At 63.8% G+C, this 17,218-nt stretch carries 14 protein-coding genes; 6 read left to right on the forward strand and 8 right to left on the reverse strand.

Going from position 1 to position 17,218, the window contains the following annotated elements; translation table 11 throughout:
• Positions 1 to 6: 6 nt before the first annotated feature.
• Positions 7 to 1,575: a GMC family oxidoreductase gene (locus ACPPVP_RS37575; RefSeq protein WP_426528576.1), complete on the forward strand. Its 1,569-nt coding sequence runs from the start codon at positions 7 to 9 to the stop codon at positions 1,573 to 1,575.
• Between the two features lie 67 nt (positions 1,576 to 1,642).
• On the opposite strand, the gene ACPPVP_RS37580 is transcribed toward ACPPVP_RS37575, so the two are convergent.
• Positions 1,643 to 1,960: a ribbon-helix-helix domain-containing protein gene (locus ACPPVP_RS37580; protein WP_426528577.1), complete on the reverse strand. Its 318-nt coding sequence runs from the start codon at positions 1,958 to 1,960 to the stop codon at positions 1,643 to 1,645.
• Positions 1,961 to 2,208: 248 nt separating this feature from the next.
• Between ACPPVP_RS37580 and mutL the strand changes: the two genes are divergently transcribed.
• Together mutL and ACPPVP_RS37590 are read left to right on the forward strand one after the other, a co-directional pair.
• A complete protein-coding gene (gene mutL, locus ACPPVP_RS37585; protein WP_426538271.1) occupies positions 2,209 to 4,020 on the forward strand; it encodes a DNA mismatch repair endonuclease MutL in 1,812 nt (603 codons plus the stop codon).
• Positions 4,021 to 4,207: 187 nt separating this feature from the next.
• Positions 4,208 to 5,848 carry a 3-(methylthio)propionyl-CoA ligase gene (locus ACPPVP_RS37590; RefSeq protein ID WP_426528578.1) on the forward strand — a complete coding sequence of 547 codons (1,641 nt, stop codon included), beginning with the start codon at positions 4,208 to 4,210 and terminating at the stop codon, positions 5,846 to 5,848.
• Here the strand turns inward: ACPPVP_RS37590 and rsmD are convergent, their stop codons facing one another.
• Together rsmD and ACPPVP_RS37600 are read right to left on the reverse strand one after the other, a co-directional pair.
• Positions 5,849 to 6,406, reverse strand: coding sequence for a 16S rRNA (guanine(966)-N(2))-methyltransferase RsmD (rsmD, locus tag ACPPVP_RS37595; RefSeq protein ID WP_426528579.1), 558 nt, complete (start codon positions 6,404 to 6,406; stop codon positions 5,849 to 5,851).
• 7 nt (positions 6,407 to 6,413) lie between these two features.
• Positions 6,414 to 8,600, reverse strand: coding sequence for a pseudouridine synthase (locus tag ACPPVP_RS37600; protein WP_426528580.1), 2,187 nt, complete (start codon positions 8,598 to 8,600; stop codon positions 6,414 to 6,416).
• A gap of 165 nt (positions 8,601 to 8,765) precedes the next feature.
• Between ACPPVP_RS37600 and ACPPVP_RS37605 the strand changes: the two genes are divergently transcribed.
• The gene (locus ACPPVP_RS37605) at positions 8,766 to 9,212 is read left to right on the forward strand and encodes a nucleoside deaminase (RefSeq protein ID WP_426528581.1); all 447 of its coding nucleotides are present in this window, start codon (positions 8,766 to 8,768) and stop codon (positions 9,210 to 9,212) included.
• A 150-nt stretch (positions 9,213 to 9,362) separates the two neighbouring features.
• On the opposite strand, the gene ACPPVP_RS37610 is transcribed toward ACPPVP_RS37605, so the two are convergent.
• Positions 9,363 to 10,268 carry an alpha/beta fold hydrolase gene (locus ACPPVP_RS37610; protein ID WP_426528582.1) on the reverse strand — a complete coding sequence of 302 codons (906 nt, stop codon included), beginning with the start codon at positions 10,266 to 10,268 and terminating at the stop codon, positions 9,363 to 9,365.
• A 102-nt stretch (positions 10,269 to 10,370) separates the two neighbouring features.
• Here ACPPVP_RS37610 and ACPPVP_RS37615 point away from each other — a divergent pair, with 102 nt between their 5' ends.
• Both ACPPVP_RS37615 and ACPPVP_RS37620 read left to right on the forward strand, forming a co-directional pair.
• Entirely contained in the window at positions 10,371 to 11,603 is a 1,233-nt protein-coding gene (locus ACPPVP_RS37615) for an acyl-CoA dehydrogenase family protein (protein ID WP_426528583.1), read from the forward strand.
• A gap of 150 nt (positions 11,604 to 11,753) precedes the next feature.
• Entirely contained in the window at positions 11,754 to 13,925 is a 2,172-nt protein-coding gene (locus ACPPVP_RS37620; protein WP_426528584.1) for a hypothetical protein, read from the forward strand.
• 9 nt (positions 13,926 to 13,934) lie between these two features.
• On the opposite strand, the gene purD is transcribed toward ACPPVP_RS37620, so the two are convergent.
• The 4 genes from purD to ACPPVP_RS37640 all read right to left on the reverse strand — a co-directional run bounded on the left by purD (position 13,935) and on the right by ACPPVP_RS37640 (position 17,215).
• On the reverse strand, positions 13,935 to 15,215 hold the full coding sequence (purD, locus tag ACPPVP_RS37625) for a phosphoribosylamine--glycine ligase (protein ID WP_426528585.1): 1,281 nt from the start codon (positions 15,213 to 15,215) through the stop codon (positions 13,935 to 13,937).
• Positions 15,216 to 15,323: 108 nt separating this feature from the next.
• Positions 15,324 to 15,626, reverse strand: coding sequence for a winged helix-turn-helix domain-containing protein (locus ACPPVP_RS37630; protein ID WP_426528586.1), 303 nt, complete (start codon positions 15,624 to 15,626; stop codon positions 15,324 to 15,326).
• A 1-nt stretch (position 15,627) separates the two neighbouring features.
• The gene (locus tag ACPPVP_RS37635) at positions 15,628 to 16,179 is read right to left on the reverse strand and encodes a hypothetical protein (protein WP_426528587.1); all 552 of its coding nucleotides are present in this window, start codon (positions 16,177 to 16,179) and stop codon (positions 15,628 to 15,630) included.
• Between the two features lie 25 nt (positions 16,180 to 16,204).
• Positions 16,205 to 17,215 (reverse strand): alpha/beta hydrolase, encoded by a 1,011-nt coding sequence (locus tag ACPPVP_RS37640; protein ID WP_426528588.1) that lies wholly within the window; start codon positions 17,213 to 17,215, stop codon positions 16,205 to 16,207.
• Positions 17,216 to 17,218 lie beyond the last annotated feature (3 nt).

Here is a 17,218-nt window from a genome sequence, read left to right on the forward strand (position 1 = left end):
TTCAACATGGCAAAATTCGATCTGAATGACAGCGGCGTGGTCGTGATCGTCGGCTCCGGCGCGGGCGGCGGAACGCTCGGCAACGAGCTTGCGCAAAAAGGCGTCAAGGTCGTGATCCTGGAAGCCGGTTCGCGCATCGAACTGCAGGACTTCGTCAACGATGAATGGGAGAGCTTTACCCAGCTCGCCTGGACCGACATGCGTACCACGTCGGGAAGCTGGCGTGTCGCCAAGGACTTCGCCAACCTGCCGGCCTGGATCGTCAAGGCGGTCGGTGGCTCGACGACGCACTGGGCTGGCGCCTCGCTGCGCTTCGACGAGCACGAGTTCAAGGACAAGACCACCTACGGCAACATCCCCGGCGCCAATCTGCTGGACTGGCCGATCACGCTGGCCGAGATGGAGCCGTGGTACGCCAAGGCCGAGGACAAGATGGGCGTCACCCGCACCAACGGCATTGCGGGGCTGCCCGGTAACAACAATTTCAAGGTGATGGAGGCTGGTGCGAAGAAGCTCGGTTACAAGAGCGTGCACACCGGCAACATGGCGATCAACAGCGCGCCACGTGACGGGCGCGGCGCCTGCCAGCAGATCGGCTTCTGCTTCCAGGGCTGCAAATCAGGCGCCAAATGGTCGACGCTCTATACTGAAATTCCCAAGGGCGAGGCGACCGGCAATCTCGAAGTGCGCCCCAACAGCATGGTGATCAAGATCGAGCACGACGCCTCCGGCAAGGTGACGGGCGTGGTCTATGCCGACGAGAGCGGCGCGATGCAGCGCCAGAAGGCGCGGGTGGTGGCGGTCGCGGGCAACTCGATCGAGAGCCCAAGGCTATTGCTCAACAGCGCCTCGACCATGTTCCCGGACGGTCTTGCCAACTCGTCCGGTCAGGTCGGCCGCAACTACATGCGGCACATGACCGGCAGCGTGTACGCGGCGTTCGAGAAGTCGGTGCACATGTATCGCGGCACCACCATGGCCGGCATCATCCGCGACGAAGCCAAGAACGACCCCAAACGGGGCTTCGTCGGCGGCTACGAGATGGAGACGCTGTCGATCGGCGTACCCTTCATGGCGGCGTTCCTGAACCCCGGCGCGTGGGGACGTTCCTTCACGTCAGCGATGGAATCCTATCCGCGCATGGCCGGCATGTGGCTGGTCGGCGAGGACATGCCGCAGGAAACCAACCGCATCACGCTGGATCCTAAGGTCAAGGACAAGGTCGGCATGCCGGTGGCGAGCGTGCATTTCGACGATCATCCCAACGACGTCGCGATGCGCGATCATGCCTACAAGCAGGGCGCCGCCGTCTACGAGGCCGTCGGCGCCACCGTGACCTATCCGACGCCGCCCTATCCGAGCACGCATAACCTCGGCACCAACAGGATGAGCGAAAAGCCGAAAGACGGCGTGGTGAACAAGTTCGGCCAGGCCCATGACGTCAAGAACCTGTTCATCTCCGACGGCAGCCAGTTCACCAGCGGCGCGGCCTGCAATCCGACGCTGACGATCGTCTCGCTGGCGATCCGGCAGGCAGACCACATCGCCGGGGCGATGCAGCGCAAGGAAATCTAGTTGCACAAATGGAAGCGGCTCGGTCCGGAACGGATCGAGCCGCTTTTGCTTTCCGATGGAATGGAACCTATTCGGCCGCGTCGAGCATGGCGGACGCACTGCCACGAAATTCCGGCACGGCGACCGCGCTCTTGGCGCGATAGATCAGGCAGGAGCAGCGCAACAGCGAGGCGAAATTCTTGACCTCGCCGTGATGGTCGAGGACCTCGTCATGCAGCGTGGTCAGGAACTTGGCGAGGCTCATCCCCTCTTTCGCCGCGATCTCCTCCAGCGTGTCCCAGAACGACATTTCCAACCGGATCGAGGTGGAATGGCCGCCCATCCGCAGCGACCGGGTCTGCGATTCATAGTCGCGTTGGGGCTGGTGCGCGAATAGACTGCACATGGCGTTCCTCCGGGCAGATTATAATTTTTCTAAACGATATACCTGCCCGCGCGACCTCACAATCCCAAGGGCCATCCCGGGTCCGTTCCCAAGCCGCCGCGCGGCGCCGAGAACGAAGCTGAGCATCTTCAAGGCGATAGTCTGCCTTCATCCCCAGCCGGGCATCGTTTCGGCTTCTTCCCATGCATTTGCCGTCCCGGGGGCCTACAATGGCGGCCCAGCCTCGAATCGACGCATCAGCCTTTCCCATGCCCGTCCGCCAGCTCCCCGAACAGCTCGTCAACCGCATCGCCGCCGGCGAGGTGGTCGAACGTCCCGCGAGCGTGGTCAAGGAACTGGTTGAAAACGCCGTCGACGCCGGCGCCAGCCGCGTCGACATTTTCACCGATGGCGGCGGCAGGCGGCGGATCGGCATCACCGACGACGGCAGCGGCATGACCCGTGGCGACCTCGCGCTCGCGGTCGACCGCCATGCCACCTCCAAGCTCGACGACGAGGATTTGCTGCGCATTCGCACGCTGGGCTTCCGCGGCGAGGCGCTGCCCTCGATCGGCGCGGTGGCGAAGCTCGGCCTCACCACGCGGCATGCCAGCGAGCCGCACGCCTGGTCGCTGTCGGTCGAAGGCGGCGCGAAATCCGACATCATGCCGGCGGCGCTGTCGCAAGGCACCCGCGTCGAGGTTAGCGATCTCTTTTACGCAACGCCGGCGCGACTGAAATTCCTCAAGACCGACCGCACCGAGGCCGAAGCGATCCGCGAAGTGGTGCGGCGGCTGGCGATGGCGCGGCCCGATATCGCTTTCACATTGGCCGGCGAAGAACGCGCGCCGGTGACCTGGGCCGCAGCCCTGCCCGGCGGCGCAGGCCGGCTGACACGGCTCGGCGATATCCTGGGCAGCGATTTTCGCTCAAGTGCGATCGAGGTTCGCGCCGAACGTGAAGGCGTCGTGGTCGAAGGCTTTGCGGCCGCGCCCTCGCTGACGCGGGCGAACGCGCTCGGCCAATATCTCTTCGTCAACGGCCGCCCGGTCCGCGACAAGCTGATCCTCGGCGCGGTGCGCGCGGCCTATTCGGATTACCTGCCGCGCGACCGCCATCCGGTCGTGGCGCTGTTCGTGACGACGGATCCGCAGGAAGTCGACGCCAATGTGCATCCCGCCAAGACCGAGGTGCGCTTCCGCAACGCCGGCCTCGTCCGCGCGCTGATCGTGCATGCGCTGAAGGACGGCCTCGCCCGCGAGGGCCGGCGCACCGCCGCCAATACCGACGGCGCAGCGCTGTCGGCGTTCCGCCCGTCGTTTGCGCCGCGCCCGACCAACTGGGACTGGCGCAGTTCGCCGTCCTATCCGGTCAATTCAGCGCCGTCGTTCGGAGGCGCAGCGGCAACGGCGCTCGCCGAAGCGGGGCAAGCCGCCTTCGATGTCGGCACGCCAACTGCCGACGTGCGCTTCGAGGCGCAGCCGTCCGCCGACCTGCTCGACCGCCCGCTGGGCGCGGCGCGGACGCAGATCCATGAAACCTACATCGTGTCGCAGACCCGCGATGGCCTGATCGTCGTGGATCAGCACGCCGCGCATGAGCGCATCGTCTATGAGAGGCTGAAGGCGTCGCTGGCGAAGAATGGCGTGCAGCGGCAGATCCTGCTGATCCCCGAGATCGTCGAGCTCGATGAGGCGACGGTCGAGAGGCTGCTGGACCGCGCCGAGGAGCTCTGCTCCTTCGGCCTTGCGATCGATTCCTTCGGCCCCGGCGCGGTCGCGGTACGCGAGACGCCGTCGCTGCTCGGCAAGGCCAACGCCGCGGGCCTGCTGCGCGATCTCGCCGAACACATGGCCGAATGGGACGAGGCGCTGCCGCTGGAGCGGCGGCTGATGCATGTTGCCGCCACCATGGCCTGCCATGGCTCGGTCCGCGCCGGCCGCCGCCTCAAGCCGGAAGAAATGAACGCGCTGCTGCGCGAGATGGAAGACACCCCGAATTCCGGCCAGTGCAACCACGGCCGGCCGACCTATGTGGAATTGAAGCTCGCCGACATCGAGAAGCTGTTCGGGCGACGGTAGGACGAAGATCGTCGGATGCCTACGGCGTTCCGGGTCGCTGCACAACCGGACCATACTTGTCGCTGTCCCGAGTTTAGTTTAGTATTTTGCCCATCAATTTTACGGCCCGTCGATAGTCGGCGACTCTGTTCGTCGCCCAAAAAAACTCCCCAAGATTACGCCGTCTTTTTTTTGGGAGGATTTTTTGATGCTTGGCTTGATGATGAAGACGCCGCTGCTGCTTTCTTCGATCCTGACCCACGCGGCCCATGCTCACGGCGATGTCGAAATCGTATCTCGAACACCCGACAGTGCGGATCACCGCACTACTTACAGGGGTCTCTACAGGCGCAGCAGTCAGTTAGCCCACGCACTTGTCGCGCTTGGGGTGAAGCAAGGCGATCGGGTGGCGACATTGGCCTGGAATGGCTATCGGCATCTGGAGCTCTACTACGGCATTTCTGGACTGGGCGCAGTATGCCACACCGTCAATCCGCGGCTGTTTGTCGATCAAATCGTCTACATCATCAATCACGCCGAGGACCGCTTCATCTTTTTCGATCAGTCATTTGTCGGCCTGGTCAAGGAACTGATGCCACGCTGTCCGGTCGTCGAGCAATGGATCCTGCTCGGCGACGCCCAACAGGCAAAGGCCGCTGAAATTGCGGACCTGCCTGCCTATGAAGATTTGATGGCCGACCGGCCGGACGAGTTCGACTGGCCGATTTTCGACGAGAATACCGCGTCGGGCCTCTGCTACACATCAGGCACGACAGGAAATCCAAAGGGCGTGCTCTACAGTCATCGAAGCGGCGTATTGCATTCGTTCGCCGCAGCATTGCCGGACGCCTGCAACGTTTCTCTCGACGATACCGTCGCGTTCATCTCGCCGATGTTTCACGCCATGTCCTGGGGCATGCCCTATTGCGCACCGGCCATGGGATCAAAGCTGGTGATGCCCGGCCAGAAAGTCGATGGCGAGAGCCTGCACAGGTTGTTCGAGCAGGAAGGCGTGACGTTTGCGAACGGCGTCCCGACCGTCTGGCTCGGCTATGTGCAGTATCTCGAACAAGCCGGCGTGAGACCGACGACCCTCAATCGCGTATTGATGGGAGGCACCGCATGCCCGCGCTCGCTGATGGCGAAGCTCGAGGACGACTATGGCGTCGAAGTGCTGCATGTCTGGGGTATGACCGAGACGAGCCCGGTCGCCACGCTCGCCAAGCTGAAAGCAAGCCACGCCAAGCTTCCGGCGGAAGAGCGCCGCGACCGCAAGGTCAAGCAGGGGCGCCCGGTGTTCGGGGTGGAAATCTGTATTCGTGACGGCGAAGGCGATGATTTGCCGCACGATGGCAAGGCGTTTGGCGATTTGATGATCCGGGGGCCCTGGATCGCGCGCTCCTATTTCAAGATGGACGGCAGCGAGCGTCCGGACGGCTGGTTCTTCACCGGCGATGTCGCGACCATCGACGCGGAAGGGTTCATGCAGATCACCGATCGCTCCAAGGACGTGATCAAATCGGGCGGAGAGTGGATTAGCTCCATCGAACTCGAGAATATCGCGATGGCCCATCCCGAGATCGCGGAAGCGGGAGTGATCGGTGTATCTCATCCGAAATGGGACGAACGGCCGCTGGTCGTCGCCGTTCGCAGGGCCGGTTCCAAGCTGACGACCGGAGAATTGCTGGCGTTCTATCAAGGCAGGATCGCAAAGTGGTGGATGCCCGATGACGTCCTCTTTGTCGACGAATTGCCGCACGGCGCGACCGGCAAACTTCTCAAGACCAAACTGCGCGAACTTTACGGCAACCATCAACTCCCCAGCCAACCTCAATCGTCGGCGGGGTGATCAACCTGTCGATTTCAGGATCGTAAATTCCGTATCGTCATACGCGCGACGCTCCAGCTCCTCGAAGCCATCGGGCGCGACGAACACCGCCGCCTTCGCCTCCTCCACCACCGCAAGCGCACCCGGCGTCAGCCAGCCGCCATCGCGCAACGAGGCCAGCGCCTTGTCTGCAAGTCCCTTGCCATAGGGCGGATCGAGGAACGCCAGCGAGAACGGCTCCATTGGATGCGCCGGGCCGAGATTGGTGGCATCGCGGCGATAGACCTTTGTCACCCCACCCAGGCCCAGCGCCTCGACATTGTTGCGCAACAGCGCACGGGCTTCGGCGCCGTTGTCGACGAACAGCGTGAACGCCGCCCCGCGCGAGACGGCCTCGATGCCGAGCGCGCCGGTGCCGGCGAACAGGTCGAGCACGCGTGCGTCTTGAACCGGATTGTCGTAGGCGTGGATCAGAATGTTGAACACGGACTCCCGCAAGCGATCCGCCGTCGGGCGGATCGCTTGCGAGGAAGGCGAGGCCAGATTACGGCCCTTCAATCGTCCACCGACGACACGCATCGCCCAACTACTCGTCCCGTGGCGTCAGGTCGCGTTTGCCGTGATAGCCGCGCTTGGGGCGGCGCGGCGGGCCGTAGCCGTTGGCCTCTTCCTCGTTGCGAGCGCGGGCCTCCTCGCTGCCGGTACGCTGCACCAGCACGCGGCGGCCCTTGCGGTCGGCGATCAGCGCGCTTTTCCCGGCCGGCTTGAACGGCTTCTTGCCGCGCGGCGCGTCGGTCTCGTCGTCGTCTGACTTTTCGTCGGATTTTTCACCCGGCATCGGCCGGTTGAAATCGGCGCCGGCGAGCGTTGCGATCTTTTCGCCGAGCTGCTCGCGCAACACCCGCGTCTTGACTTCCTCGACCGTGCCCTCGACGAGTTCGCCGAGCTGGAACGGGCCGTAGGAGACGCGGATCAGCCGGTTCACCTCGAGGCCGAGATGCGCCATGACGTTGCGGACCTCGCGGTTCTTGCCTTCGCGGATCGCAAACACCAGCCAGACATTGGCGCCCTGGTCGCGCTCCAGCGTCGCGTCGATCGAGCCGTATTTGACGCCGTCGACCTCAACGCCTTTCTTGAGCTCATCGAGCTGCGCCTGCGTGACCTCGCCATGGGCGCGAACGCGATAGCGCCTGAGCCAGCCGGTGTCGGGCAGTTCGAGCGCGCGCGCCAGCCCGCCATCGTTGGTCAGCAGCAGCAGGCCCTCAGTATTGAAATCGAGCCGGCCGATCGAGATCAGCCGCGGCAGGCCCTCGGGAAGATTGTCGAACACCGTCGGCCGCCCTTCGGGATCGGCATGCGTGGTCATCAGGCCGCGCGGCTTGTGGTACATGAACAGCCGCGTGCGCTCGCGCGGCGGCAGCACCTTGCCATCGACGGTGATGGTGTCGTTGGCGGTGACGTCGAGCGCCGGCGAATTGATGACGCGGCCGTTGACGGAGACGCGGCCCTGCGTGATCCATTCCTCGGCATCGCGGCGCGAAGCAAGACCGGCGCGGGAAACCACCTTGGCGATGCGCTCGCCGGATTTCTTGACGCGCGGCGGCTGCGGCGCGCGCTTGTCGAATTCAGGCTGGCGCTCGCGATAGGCGCCCCGGCCACCGAACGCCGGACGCTTTGCAAAAATCTTGCTGTCGTCCTCGTTCTCGCGGCGCGGCCGATCGTCGCCCGCTTCACTGCGCGGATGCTCCTGCCAATCGGTGCGGCCTGCCGGTCTCTCGCGGGGACGGTCGAATTTCGGGCGATCCTCGCGCGAGCGCGAAAAGCGCGGACGCTCGTCGCCGCCGCGGTCGTCGCGCGAGCGATCAAACCGCGGCTTGTCGAAATTGCGCGCGCCTTCGCGGGCGGGACGGGAATCGCGCTCGCCGCGATCCTCGCGCTTCTGCCACGGTTTTGAGTCGCCGCGGTCGCGACCACGATCGGAACGGTCACCAAAATCCTTGCGGGGTCCTCTATCGGGCGCCCCGCGCGAGAACTTCTTGTCACCGCCAAATTTTCTCTCAGGCCGATCGCCACGGGGACGGTCGCCACGGGGACGATCGCCATCACGCGACGGCCGGGCGCTGAAGGGACGATCGCCACGCGGACGGTCGCCATCCTTGCGAAAACCTTCCCCGCGCGGCGTATAGGGCCGCTTCTCGCCGCCGCCTTCGCGCGGGGCGTAGGGCTTCCTGTCGCCAAACTTCCGGTCGGAAGAACGCCCGGCGGGGCGCGCATCATCGCGATTCCCAGGGTCGCTCTTGCGATCCCGGCGTGGCGGGCGGTCGTCGCGATTGAAATTTGGACGGTCACCGCGCGGCTTGAACGGGCGCTTGTCGCCACCGCCACGATCTTCACGCGGCTTGAACGAACGCTTTTCGCCATCGTCACCGCGTGACGGACGGCCAGCAAATGGCCTGTCGCCGCGCGGGCGCGGCGCATCGCCAAAGTCCCGGCGCGGCGGACGATCATCCCCGTCGCGCTTGCCGGCATAAGGCTTTCGATCACCGGAATAAGGCTTCTTGCCGAACGATTTCGCGCCATCGGACTTCCCGGCATAGGGACGCCGCTCGCCGTCGCCTTCACCCTTTCCGGCAAACCCGCGCTTGGCGAACTTCTTCTCCGGTCCCCTCGCCGCCCCGGAGCGGCCCTTGCCACCGCCAGCGCGGCCCGTGCCGCTGCCGGGGCGGTCGCGCCGGCCGCGGGAATCGTTGTTTTTGTCGCTATCGCGGGGCATGAATGGTCTCTCGGGTACAAATGAATTGGCTATCAGGCTTATGCGGATGGGCTGTCATAGCGATAACGCGCGCGCACTTTGCTCAAGGCGCATTCTCACGCAAAACTGGTATCCGCGTTTGCTGAAGGCGGCTCTCTTAGCAGGTTTCTTGCGATGATACGAGGCATGACTGTCCCTTCTTTCATGGATTTGGCACTCAAAACGGCCGAAAACGCCGGAAAAGCCGGCGAAGTTCCGATCGGGTGCGTCATCGTCAGGGGTTACGAGGTGATCGCGACCGCCGGCAACCGGACGCTGGCCGACCGCGATCCGACCGCGCATGCCGAAATTCTCGCGATCCGGCAGGCGGCCGAGGCCATCGGGACCGAGCGGCTGGTCGATTGCGACCTCTACGTCACCCTGGAGCCCTGCACCATGTGCGCGGGCGCGATCTCGTTTGCCCGAATCCGGCGGCTCTATTACGGCGCCGCCGATCCCAAGGGCGGCGCAGTGGATTCCGGCGTGCGGTTCTTCGCGCAGCCGACCTGCCACCACGTGCCGGAGGTTTATTCGGCGGTCGGAGAGACCGAGGCGGCGACGCTGCTCAAGGAGTTTTTCAAGGTGCGGCGGTAAGGGATCGTCGCCGCCCGACCCTCGCTGTCATCATCCGCGAAGGCGGATGATCCAGTATTCCAGAGACGCCTGTGATTGACCGAGAGGTCACGGCGTACTGGATACCCGCCTTCGCGGGTATGACGAGTTGGGCTCATCCGGGCTACGAGTTCACTCCGCCAGGAAAAACTCCCGCAACAACCTCGCCGTCACCTCCGGATTTTCCTCTGGCAGAAAATGCCCGGAATCCACCGGTGACCCTTCCACATTCGTGGCCCATTTCTTCCACGTATCAAGCGGTGTCGTCGCCGCGCTCGCAACGCCGGCATCGCCCCATAGCGCCAGCATCGGGATCGTGATCTTCTTGCCTGCCGCGACATCCGCCTTGTCGATCTCGTAGTCCGCATAGGCGCCGGCACGATAATCCTCGCACATCGCATGGATCCGGGAAGGATCGCGGAACGGCGCGAGATAATGCTCCAGCGCGCGCGGATCGATCGCGTCCAGCGTTTTCGTCTTCGTCTGGCTCGCCATCTTCTGCCGAAGGAAGAAGTCTCCGTTGCCGGAGATCAGCGTTTCCGGCAGCGGGTATGGCTGCGCCAGAAACGCCCAGTGGTAGATCTTCAGCGCCGAAAGCCGGTTCAGCTTCTCCCAGTAGTCATAAGTCGGCGCGATATCGAGCACCGCGAGTTTCGACAACCGCCCCGGATGATCGAGCGCCAGCCGGTACGACACCCGCCCGCCGCGGTCGTGGCCGGCGAGCGCGAAATGCACGTGGCCGAGCTGCTCCATCGCCTCCACCATCACCTTCGCCATCGCGCGCTTGGTGTAGGGCGTGTGGTTGTCGTCGCTGCGGGGCATGTCCGACCAGCCATAGCCCGGCAGATCGGCGATGATCAGCGTGAACTTGTCGGCCAGTTGCGGCGCGACCGGGTGCCACATCACGTGTGTCGACGAAAATCCGTGCAGCAGCAACAGCGGCGGCCCCTTGCCGCCGACGCGGGCAAAGATACGGCCCGACGAGGTGTTGATCCATTCGGAGGCGTATCCGGGAAACAGATCAGCGAGGTCGGGCATAGGCGTTCCTTCCGCTTCAAACTTTGTTTGTCGTTGCCGCTAGCAGACCGCAGGTTTATGCCATCTCCGAAGCCCGACCAACAGGAACCGAGGAAACTGCAGATGTCGATCGATTTCGAAATCCCGGCTGAAGCCAAGGCAATCCGCGAAAAAGTCCGCAAATGGGTGCATGACGAGTGCATTCCCGCGGAAAAGGAACTGGACTCCAAGCCGCTCGCCGAAGTGCTCGGCCCGCTGCGTGCAAAAGCCCGCGCACGCGGCCTGTGGTGCCCGTGGGTGCCGAAGGAATATGGCGGCATGGGGCTGGGCCCGCTGGCGAATGCGCTGGTTCAGATGGAGCTGGGCGAGAGCATGCTCGGCGCACTGTCGATGAACACGCAGGGCCCCGACGACGCCTCGATGATGACGATCCTGGCCCACGGCACGGAATATCAGAAGGAAAAGTTCCTCAAACCCCTGCTCAACGGCGACAAGCGGATCTGCTTCTCGATGACCGAGAAAGCGGCCGGCGCCGACGCCACCGGCATGCAGACCACGGCGGTGAAGGACGGCAACGAGAACTATGTCCTGAACGGCGAGAAGTGGTTCTCCTCCTCCGCCAGCGTCGCCGACATGGCGCTTGTCATGGCCAAGACCGATCCGAACGCGCCGCGCCACAAGCAGTATTCGACCTTCCTCGTCGAACTGCCGAACCCCGGCTACAAGATCAAGCGCAACGTCGCCAACATGGCGATCGAAGGCCCGCATGACCATGCGATTCACGGCGGCCATTCCGAGATCGAGATCAAGGATCTGAAAGTGTCCGCCGACAATCTGGTCGGCGGCGAAGGCAACGGCTTTGCCATGGGCCAGCACCGCCTCGCCTATGGCCGGCTGCGCCATGGCATGCACAACGTCGCCAAGGCGCAGCGCGCGCTCGACATGGCGGTCGGCCACATCACCAAGCGCTCGACCTTCGGCCAATTGATCGCCGATCGGCAAGCCGTCCAGTTCATGCTCGCCGACTGCGCCGAACAGCTCTACATCGGCCGCCTGATGCTGCTGCACATCGCCTACAAGGCGGAAAAGGGCCTCGACATCCGGCAGGAGAACTCGATCGCAAAGATATTCCATGCGCATATGGTGCACAAGGTGATCGACACCGCGATCCAGCTCCACGGCGCGCTCGGCTTCAGCCAGGATACGCCGCTGGCGAAATGGTACACGCAAGTGCGCGCGCAGCGACTGGTCGACGGTCCCGACGAAGTGCACAAGTGGAAGATCGGCAAGAACGTCATCAAGGCGTTCCGAGAACATGGCACGACGGCGAGCGCCGTGGGCGGGGATTTGCTGTAACGATTGCGCAGCTGCGTAGGGTGGGCAAAGGCGCGAAGCGCCGTGCCCACCATTGCGGACGGAGATCCAGGTGGTGGGCACACTTCGCTTTGCCCACCCTACGCGAGTGCCCAAATTGTAAAACACCGTCTGCCATAGTACAGATGCGGGATGCGCGCCCTTTCGATCATCTGTTTGCTGGTCCTCGCCCTTTCACCCTGCTTCGCCCAGTCTCCGCAGGTTTCCGCTGACGTCACAACCCTGATCAGCCAAGCGCCGCTGCTTGCGGTGCTCGATCATGACAATTCCTCGCCGCTGTCTCTCGTCACGCTGTTCAAGAAGGTCCACACCGCACAAAAGCAGCCGCTGCCGAGCGTGGCGACAGGGCCGACACGCGCCAGCGACCTGTCCGGCTTTAAAGAGACCTACACGCAATTCGCCAGCGTGATGTCCGCCGACATTAATCGAATTACCGCAGGCCTCGGCATCGACTGGGAAAAGGAAATCCTCAAAACCTACGATCCGAAGTCTGCCAGAACGGAGGCGGGGAAGACGTTGCGCCTGAACGGCAATGTCGCCCGCGTGTTCAATGAGAAATGGCTCGGCTCGAGCGACGGAATGTTCATTCTGTCGGGCGTGGTCAATCGCATCGATCGCCGCGATTTCGATCCCGCAAACTGCGGCGAACTGCGGTTCATCTACCGGCTCGGCTACGAAGTCCGAATGAACGGCAAGACCTACGCGTCGCGCATGCCGTTCACCGTGAACATGGTATTCAGTTACGCGGATGACGGGAGGAAGTGTCAGGACATCGCATCCCTCTGGCGCATCCAGGGCATCGACAGCGACGATCCGGCCGTTATTGCCCAACGCCTGCTGCAGGGACCACTGGATTTTTCAAGACTGACGTTCAAGCAGATGGAGATTAATGCGCAGGTGGTGCGCTTTCCGTCTGACCTGGAGAACATGGAGAACCGCAAATTCGCCGGCCAGGCGATCTACTGGATGCGGATCTTCGCATTCAGAGATGGGAAATTTCAGCCGGCAAAACTGGAAAATACGCCCGACGTCCAGGCGATCCTAAAGGATCCCGCCAAGCAGAAGCAGTTGCAGGACTACCTTTCAAGCCACATCGCCGAGATCGACAACGGCGTATTCAGGATGCCGGAGAACCTGCAAGCCGACATCGCGCTGAGTTACTCGACCGCCAGAAGCGCGCGCGTGGCCAACCGGCCATTCGATCTCGTGGTCGGCAAGGAGCAGGCGGCGGAGCTCGTCGCTGCGGCAGGAGCTGCGGCAAAGCCGCCCAAATTCGTGCAGTCTGGCGCGGGCCTGCTCGAACGGCTGAATATGTCGTCCTGCATGGGCTGCCACCAATCGTCGTCGACCGCCGGCTTCCATTTCCTCGGCGTGGACCGGTTCGATCTCGGCCGCGATGCGGATGCGGTCAAGGCGGCGCTTGACGGCAACACGCTGCAACTGCCGTTCTCGCCTCATGTCTATGCGGAACTGGTCCGCCGCAAGGATTACGTCGAGCGCGTTTCACGGGGACAGCCGCCGAACATTTTTCGCCCGCATCCATCCGCACCCGCCGCAGGCTGGGAGAAGGCAAACCCGGCCTACACTGCCGCCGGCGACAACATGCCTTGCCCCGTGAATACGGATCTGGCGAACGCCGCAAAATGGAGCTGTGATGCGGCGCGCAATCTCAGCTGCCAGCCGGTGGTGACAAACGCTTCGGCCTCCTCCCATCTCGGCCAGTGCGTGCCGGCCGCCCGGAATATCGCGGCGGGCCTGAGCTGCCGCTCGAACGCCATCGACGACTCGACCGCGAAGAATGCGGCAAGGGATCCGCTCGCCTTCAACCTGCGCTCGTTCACCGATCGCGTCGGCAAGGAAGAGTTGCTCTACAAGGTCCCCGAAGGAAAACTGAGCGGATACGACTACAATTGCCGGCCGACCAAGATCGGCGTGCCGCTGGGCCGCATCACCCGCCCCTGCAAGCCCGAAGAGGCGACGTTATCCGCCATCCGGTCAGGCAGCATGCCCAACGAAATCTGCGCGGTGGTCGGCGGCAAGGGCTTTGAACAGATGGCCAAGGGCTATTTCGACAGCAACATCTTCGCCGCCGGAGTCGGCCGCGGCCTCCTCAGCACCTGCACGCCATCGCGGTTTTGCCGCGAAGACTATATCTGCCAGGAGATGCCTGATTTCGTGACCGGCGCGAGGTTCAACGTCAGTGCGCAAGCGCTGAACAGCTTGAGAAGCCGCAAGATCGGATTTTGTACGCCGACCTACTTCGTCTATCAGCTTCGCCTCGACGGTCACCCCAATCCAAGATGACGTCGAGCTCTAGCCTGCCTTTTCCTGCTCTACGGCCTGCCAGGCGATGTCACGGCGGCAGAAACCATCCGGCCATTTGATGCGGTCGACAGCTTCATAGGCCCGCTGCTGCGCCTCGCGCACGGTCTTCCCCATTGCGCACACGTTCAGCACGCGTCCGCCATTGGCGAGAACGGTGCCGTCCTTCGCCACCGTGCCGGCATGAAAGATCTCGACACCCTCGATCTGGGCGGCGTCCTCGAGGCCGTCGATGCGCGTGCCCTTCTTGTAATCGCCGGGATAGCCCTTCGCCGCCATCACCACCGTGAGCGCGGGCTCGGGAAACCAGCGCAGGTCGAAATGCTTCAGTTCGCCGTCACAGGCCGCCAGAAAGGCCGGCACGATATCGGACATCATCCGCAGCATGTGCACCTGGCATTCGGGATCGCCGAAGCGGACATTGTATTCGAACAGCTTCGGTCCCTGCGCCGTCAGCATCACGCCGGCATAAAGCACGCCGCGAAACGGCGTGCCGCGCTTCTTCATGCCGGCGATGGTCGGCAGGATGATCCGCGCCATGATCTGGTCATGGATCTCAGGCGTCACGAACGGTGTCGGCGAATAGGCGCCCATGCCGCCGGTGTTCGGTCCCTCTTCATGGTCGAACACGCGCTTGTGGTCTTGCGCGGAGGCCAGCGGGATCGCGGTCTCGCCGTCACACAGCGCGAAGAAGCTGATCTCGCGGCCTGCGAGAAATTCCTCGATCACGACTTCCGTGCCGGCCGAACCGAACGCGCCGTCGAACATCATGGCGATGGCCGTCTCGGCTTCATCAAGCGTTTGGGCGACGACGACGCCCTTGCCGGCGGCGAGGCCGTCAGCTTTGACCACGATCGGCGCGCCTTGCTTGCGCACATAAGCCAGCGCATCACCAGCCGTCGTGAAGCGGCCATACGCGCCAGTCGGAATGTTGAATTCGGTGCAGAGCGCTTTGGTAAATCCCTTGGAGCCCTCGAGCTGCGCCGCCTGCTTGCCCGGTCCGAACGCCTTGATACCGGCTTTCGCAAGGTCGTCGACGATGCCGGCCACCAGCGGCGTCTCCGGGCCGACCACGACGAGATCGACGGCGTTTTTCTTGCAGAAATCGATCACCGCCGGATGATCGGCGGTATCGAGCGCGACGCATTCGGCTTCTCGCGCGATCCCGGCATTGCCGGGCGCACACCACAGCTTGGTCAGCAGCGGAGAAGCGGCGATCTTCCATGCGAGAGCGTGTTCGCGGCCGCCGGAACCGAGCAGAAGAATGTTCATGACAGGAGCCAGATGCGGGAATGAGATGCCGCTTCGGTCGCACAAAACGCCCCCCCGCCGCAAGGGGACCGGCCGGCGGAACAGCCGTTGTGCAGAGGTGATTCCGCGCTATTTGCCGCCTGAGGCGGCGATGATTTCCTGCAGCATTGCGACATGGCGGGCGAAGGCGCCCCGCCCGGCGGCAGTGGCGGTCACCGTGGTCTGCGGCTTCTTGCCGACAAAGGCCTTCTCCACCGCGACGTAGCCCGCCTTCGACAGCGTCTCGATATGGGCGCCGAGATTGCCGTCGGTGGCGCCGGTCAGCTGTTTCAGCTTGGCGAACTCGAGCCCCGCGCCCGACGGCAACGCGTTCAGCGCCGCCATGATGCGCAGCCGCAGCGGTTGATGAATGATGTCGTCGAGCCCGGCCATGTCAGCTCCGGCGCATCCAGAGGCCGCCGATCATCAGCCCGCCGCCGTCGACAAAGGCCATCCAGAGCTCGAACCAGTCGCCGGCCCAGAAATAGCCGGCCAGCGCCAGCGCGCTGATGGAGAGACCGATCGCGACAAAGGCGTGGCCGAACCAGAGGCCGGCGATGACATAGAGCAGCATGAAATAAATCGGCCAGAACGTGCCCAGCTGGCGCGGCGTAAAGTGGCCGAGCACGCTCGTACAGACAAAGCCAAAGGCGAAGAACAGCACGAACGCGATCAGCATCCTGAAATCGAAGGTGCGAATGCCGGTCTTGCGATATCCGGAGGCGCTGATTGCGAACGACCCCGCGACTCCAGCGGCGTTCAGCGCGGCCCAGAGATACCCGGCCTGGCGCGGCGCCAGAAACGCGCCGAGATAGCCGGCAAATACCAGCGCGCCCCACATGATCAGCATCAGGCTGGCGAGATTGTAGATCCGTGATTGCCGGACGCGGCGCGTCATCTCGTTGATGTCGGCGAGCGCCTCAGAGGCCTCCCGGCTGTCGATCATGTTGCCCATTCCAGCCCCATCGCCGCTATGACCCCGCCATGGCGCGCGTGGCGACATCTTCGGCGACGATGGATATCGCCTTCGGCGCGGCGACGATACCCATGTGGTTGATGCCGTCGAGCACCTTGACGTCGACCGCGACCTTCGCGCCACGCACGGCCTCCATGTATTTGTCCGAAAACATCAATTCGTCGTCGGCGCCGGAGATGATCGTGAGCGGCTTTGCCACGGCGGCGAGGTCGCGGCGGAAATCGCCCCGCACCGCAAAGTTGCGCATCAACCGGTCGGTATAGGTCGACACCAGCGTCTTCTCGGAATTCGGTGGCACCGCGAGCGACAGCACCGGCAGCGCCTCGCAGCAATTGATCCCGAACTCACGCAGCGCGATCAGGCCGAGGATGCGCGGGATATCGGCACGGGCCCAGCCGCCGGAACTCGGCCGGGTGGAGGGAGCGTCGTAGCCGAGATAGGGCGCAAGCAGCACGAAGCGCTCGAACAGGTTCTGGATCGGCGAGCCCGCCACGCGCAGCCCAAAGCCGCCGCCGGAGGAATGGCCGACCAGTGTCAACGGCGCCGACGGCACGGCCTTGCGCAATACCGCGACGAAATCGGCGAGATCGTCCTCGAGCTGGCCGACATAACCGATATCGCCGCGCGTGCCTGACGTGCCATGGCCACGCATGTCGACCGCAAAGGTTTCCACGCCATGCGTAGCCAGCCCCTGCGATAGCGCATGGATGGTGCCGCCGCTGGAGCCTGAGGAGCCATGAATCACGATCGCCGCGCGGCCGGTCGGCGTGCCACCCGCGCCATAGTGGCGGAAGCCGAGCCATGTGCCGTCGCGGGCCTGGAAGCGCTCAACCGCGGGCAGGCTGGAAAGATCGACGGTGGCTCGCGCCCGCGAGATCGATTGCAGTTCCGGCACCGGTTGCAGCGGCGTTGCCAGCAGCGCCAGCACCCCCAGCGCCAGCACACCGACGCCGCACAGGACCCATTTCAGGAGGCTCAGAGAGCCGCGGATCAGGGTTTTCAGCATCGA

Origin of the sequence: Bradyrhizobium sp. McL0615 (assembly GCF_049993905.1) — a bacterium.
Classification (GTDB): Bacteria; Pseudomonadota; Alphaproteobacteria; order Rhizobiales; family Xanthobacteraceae; genus Bradyrhizobium.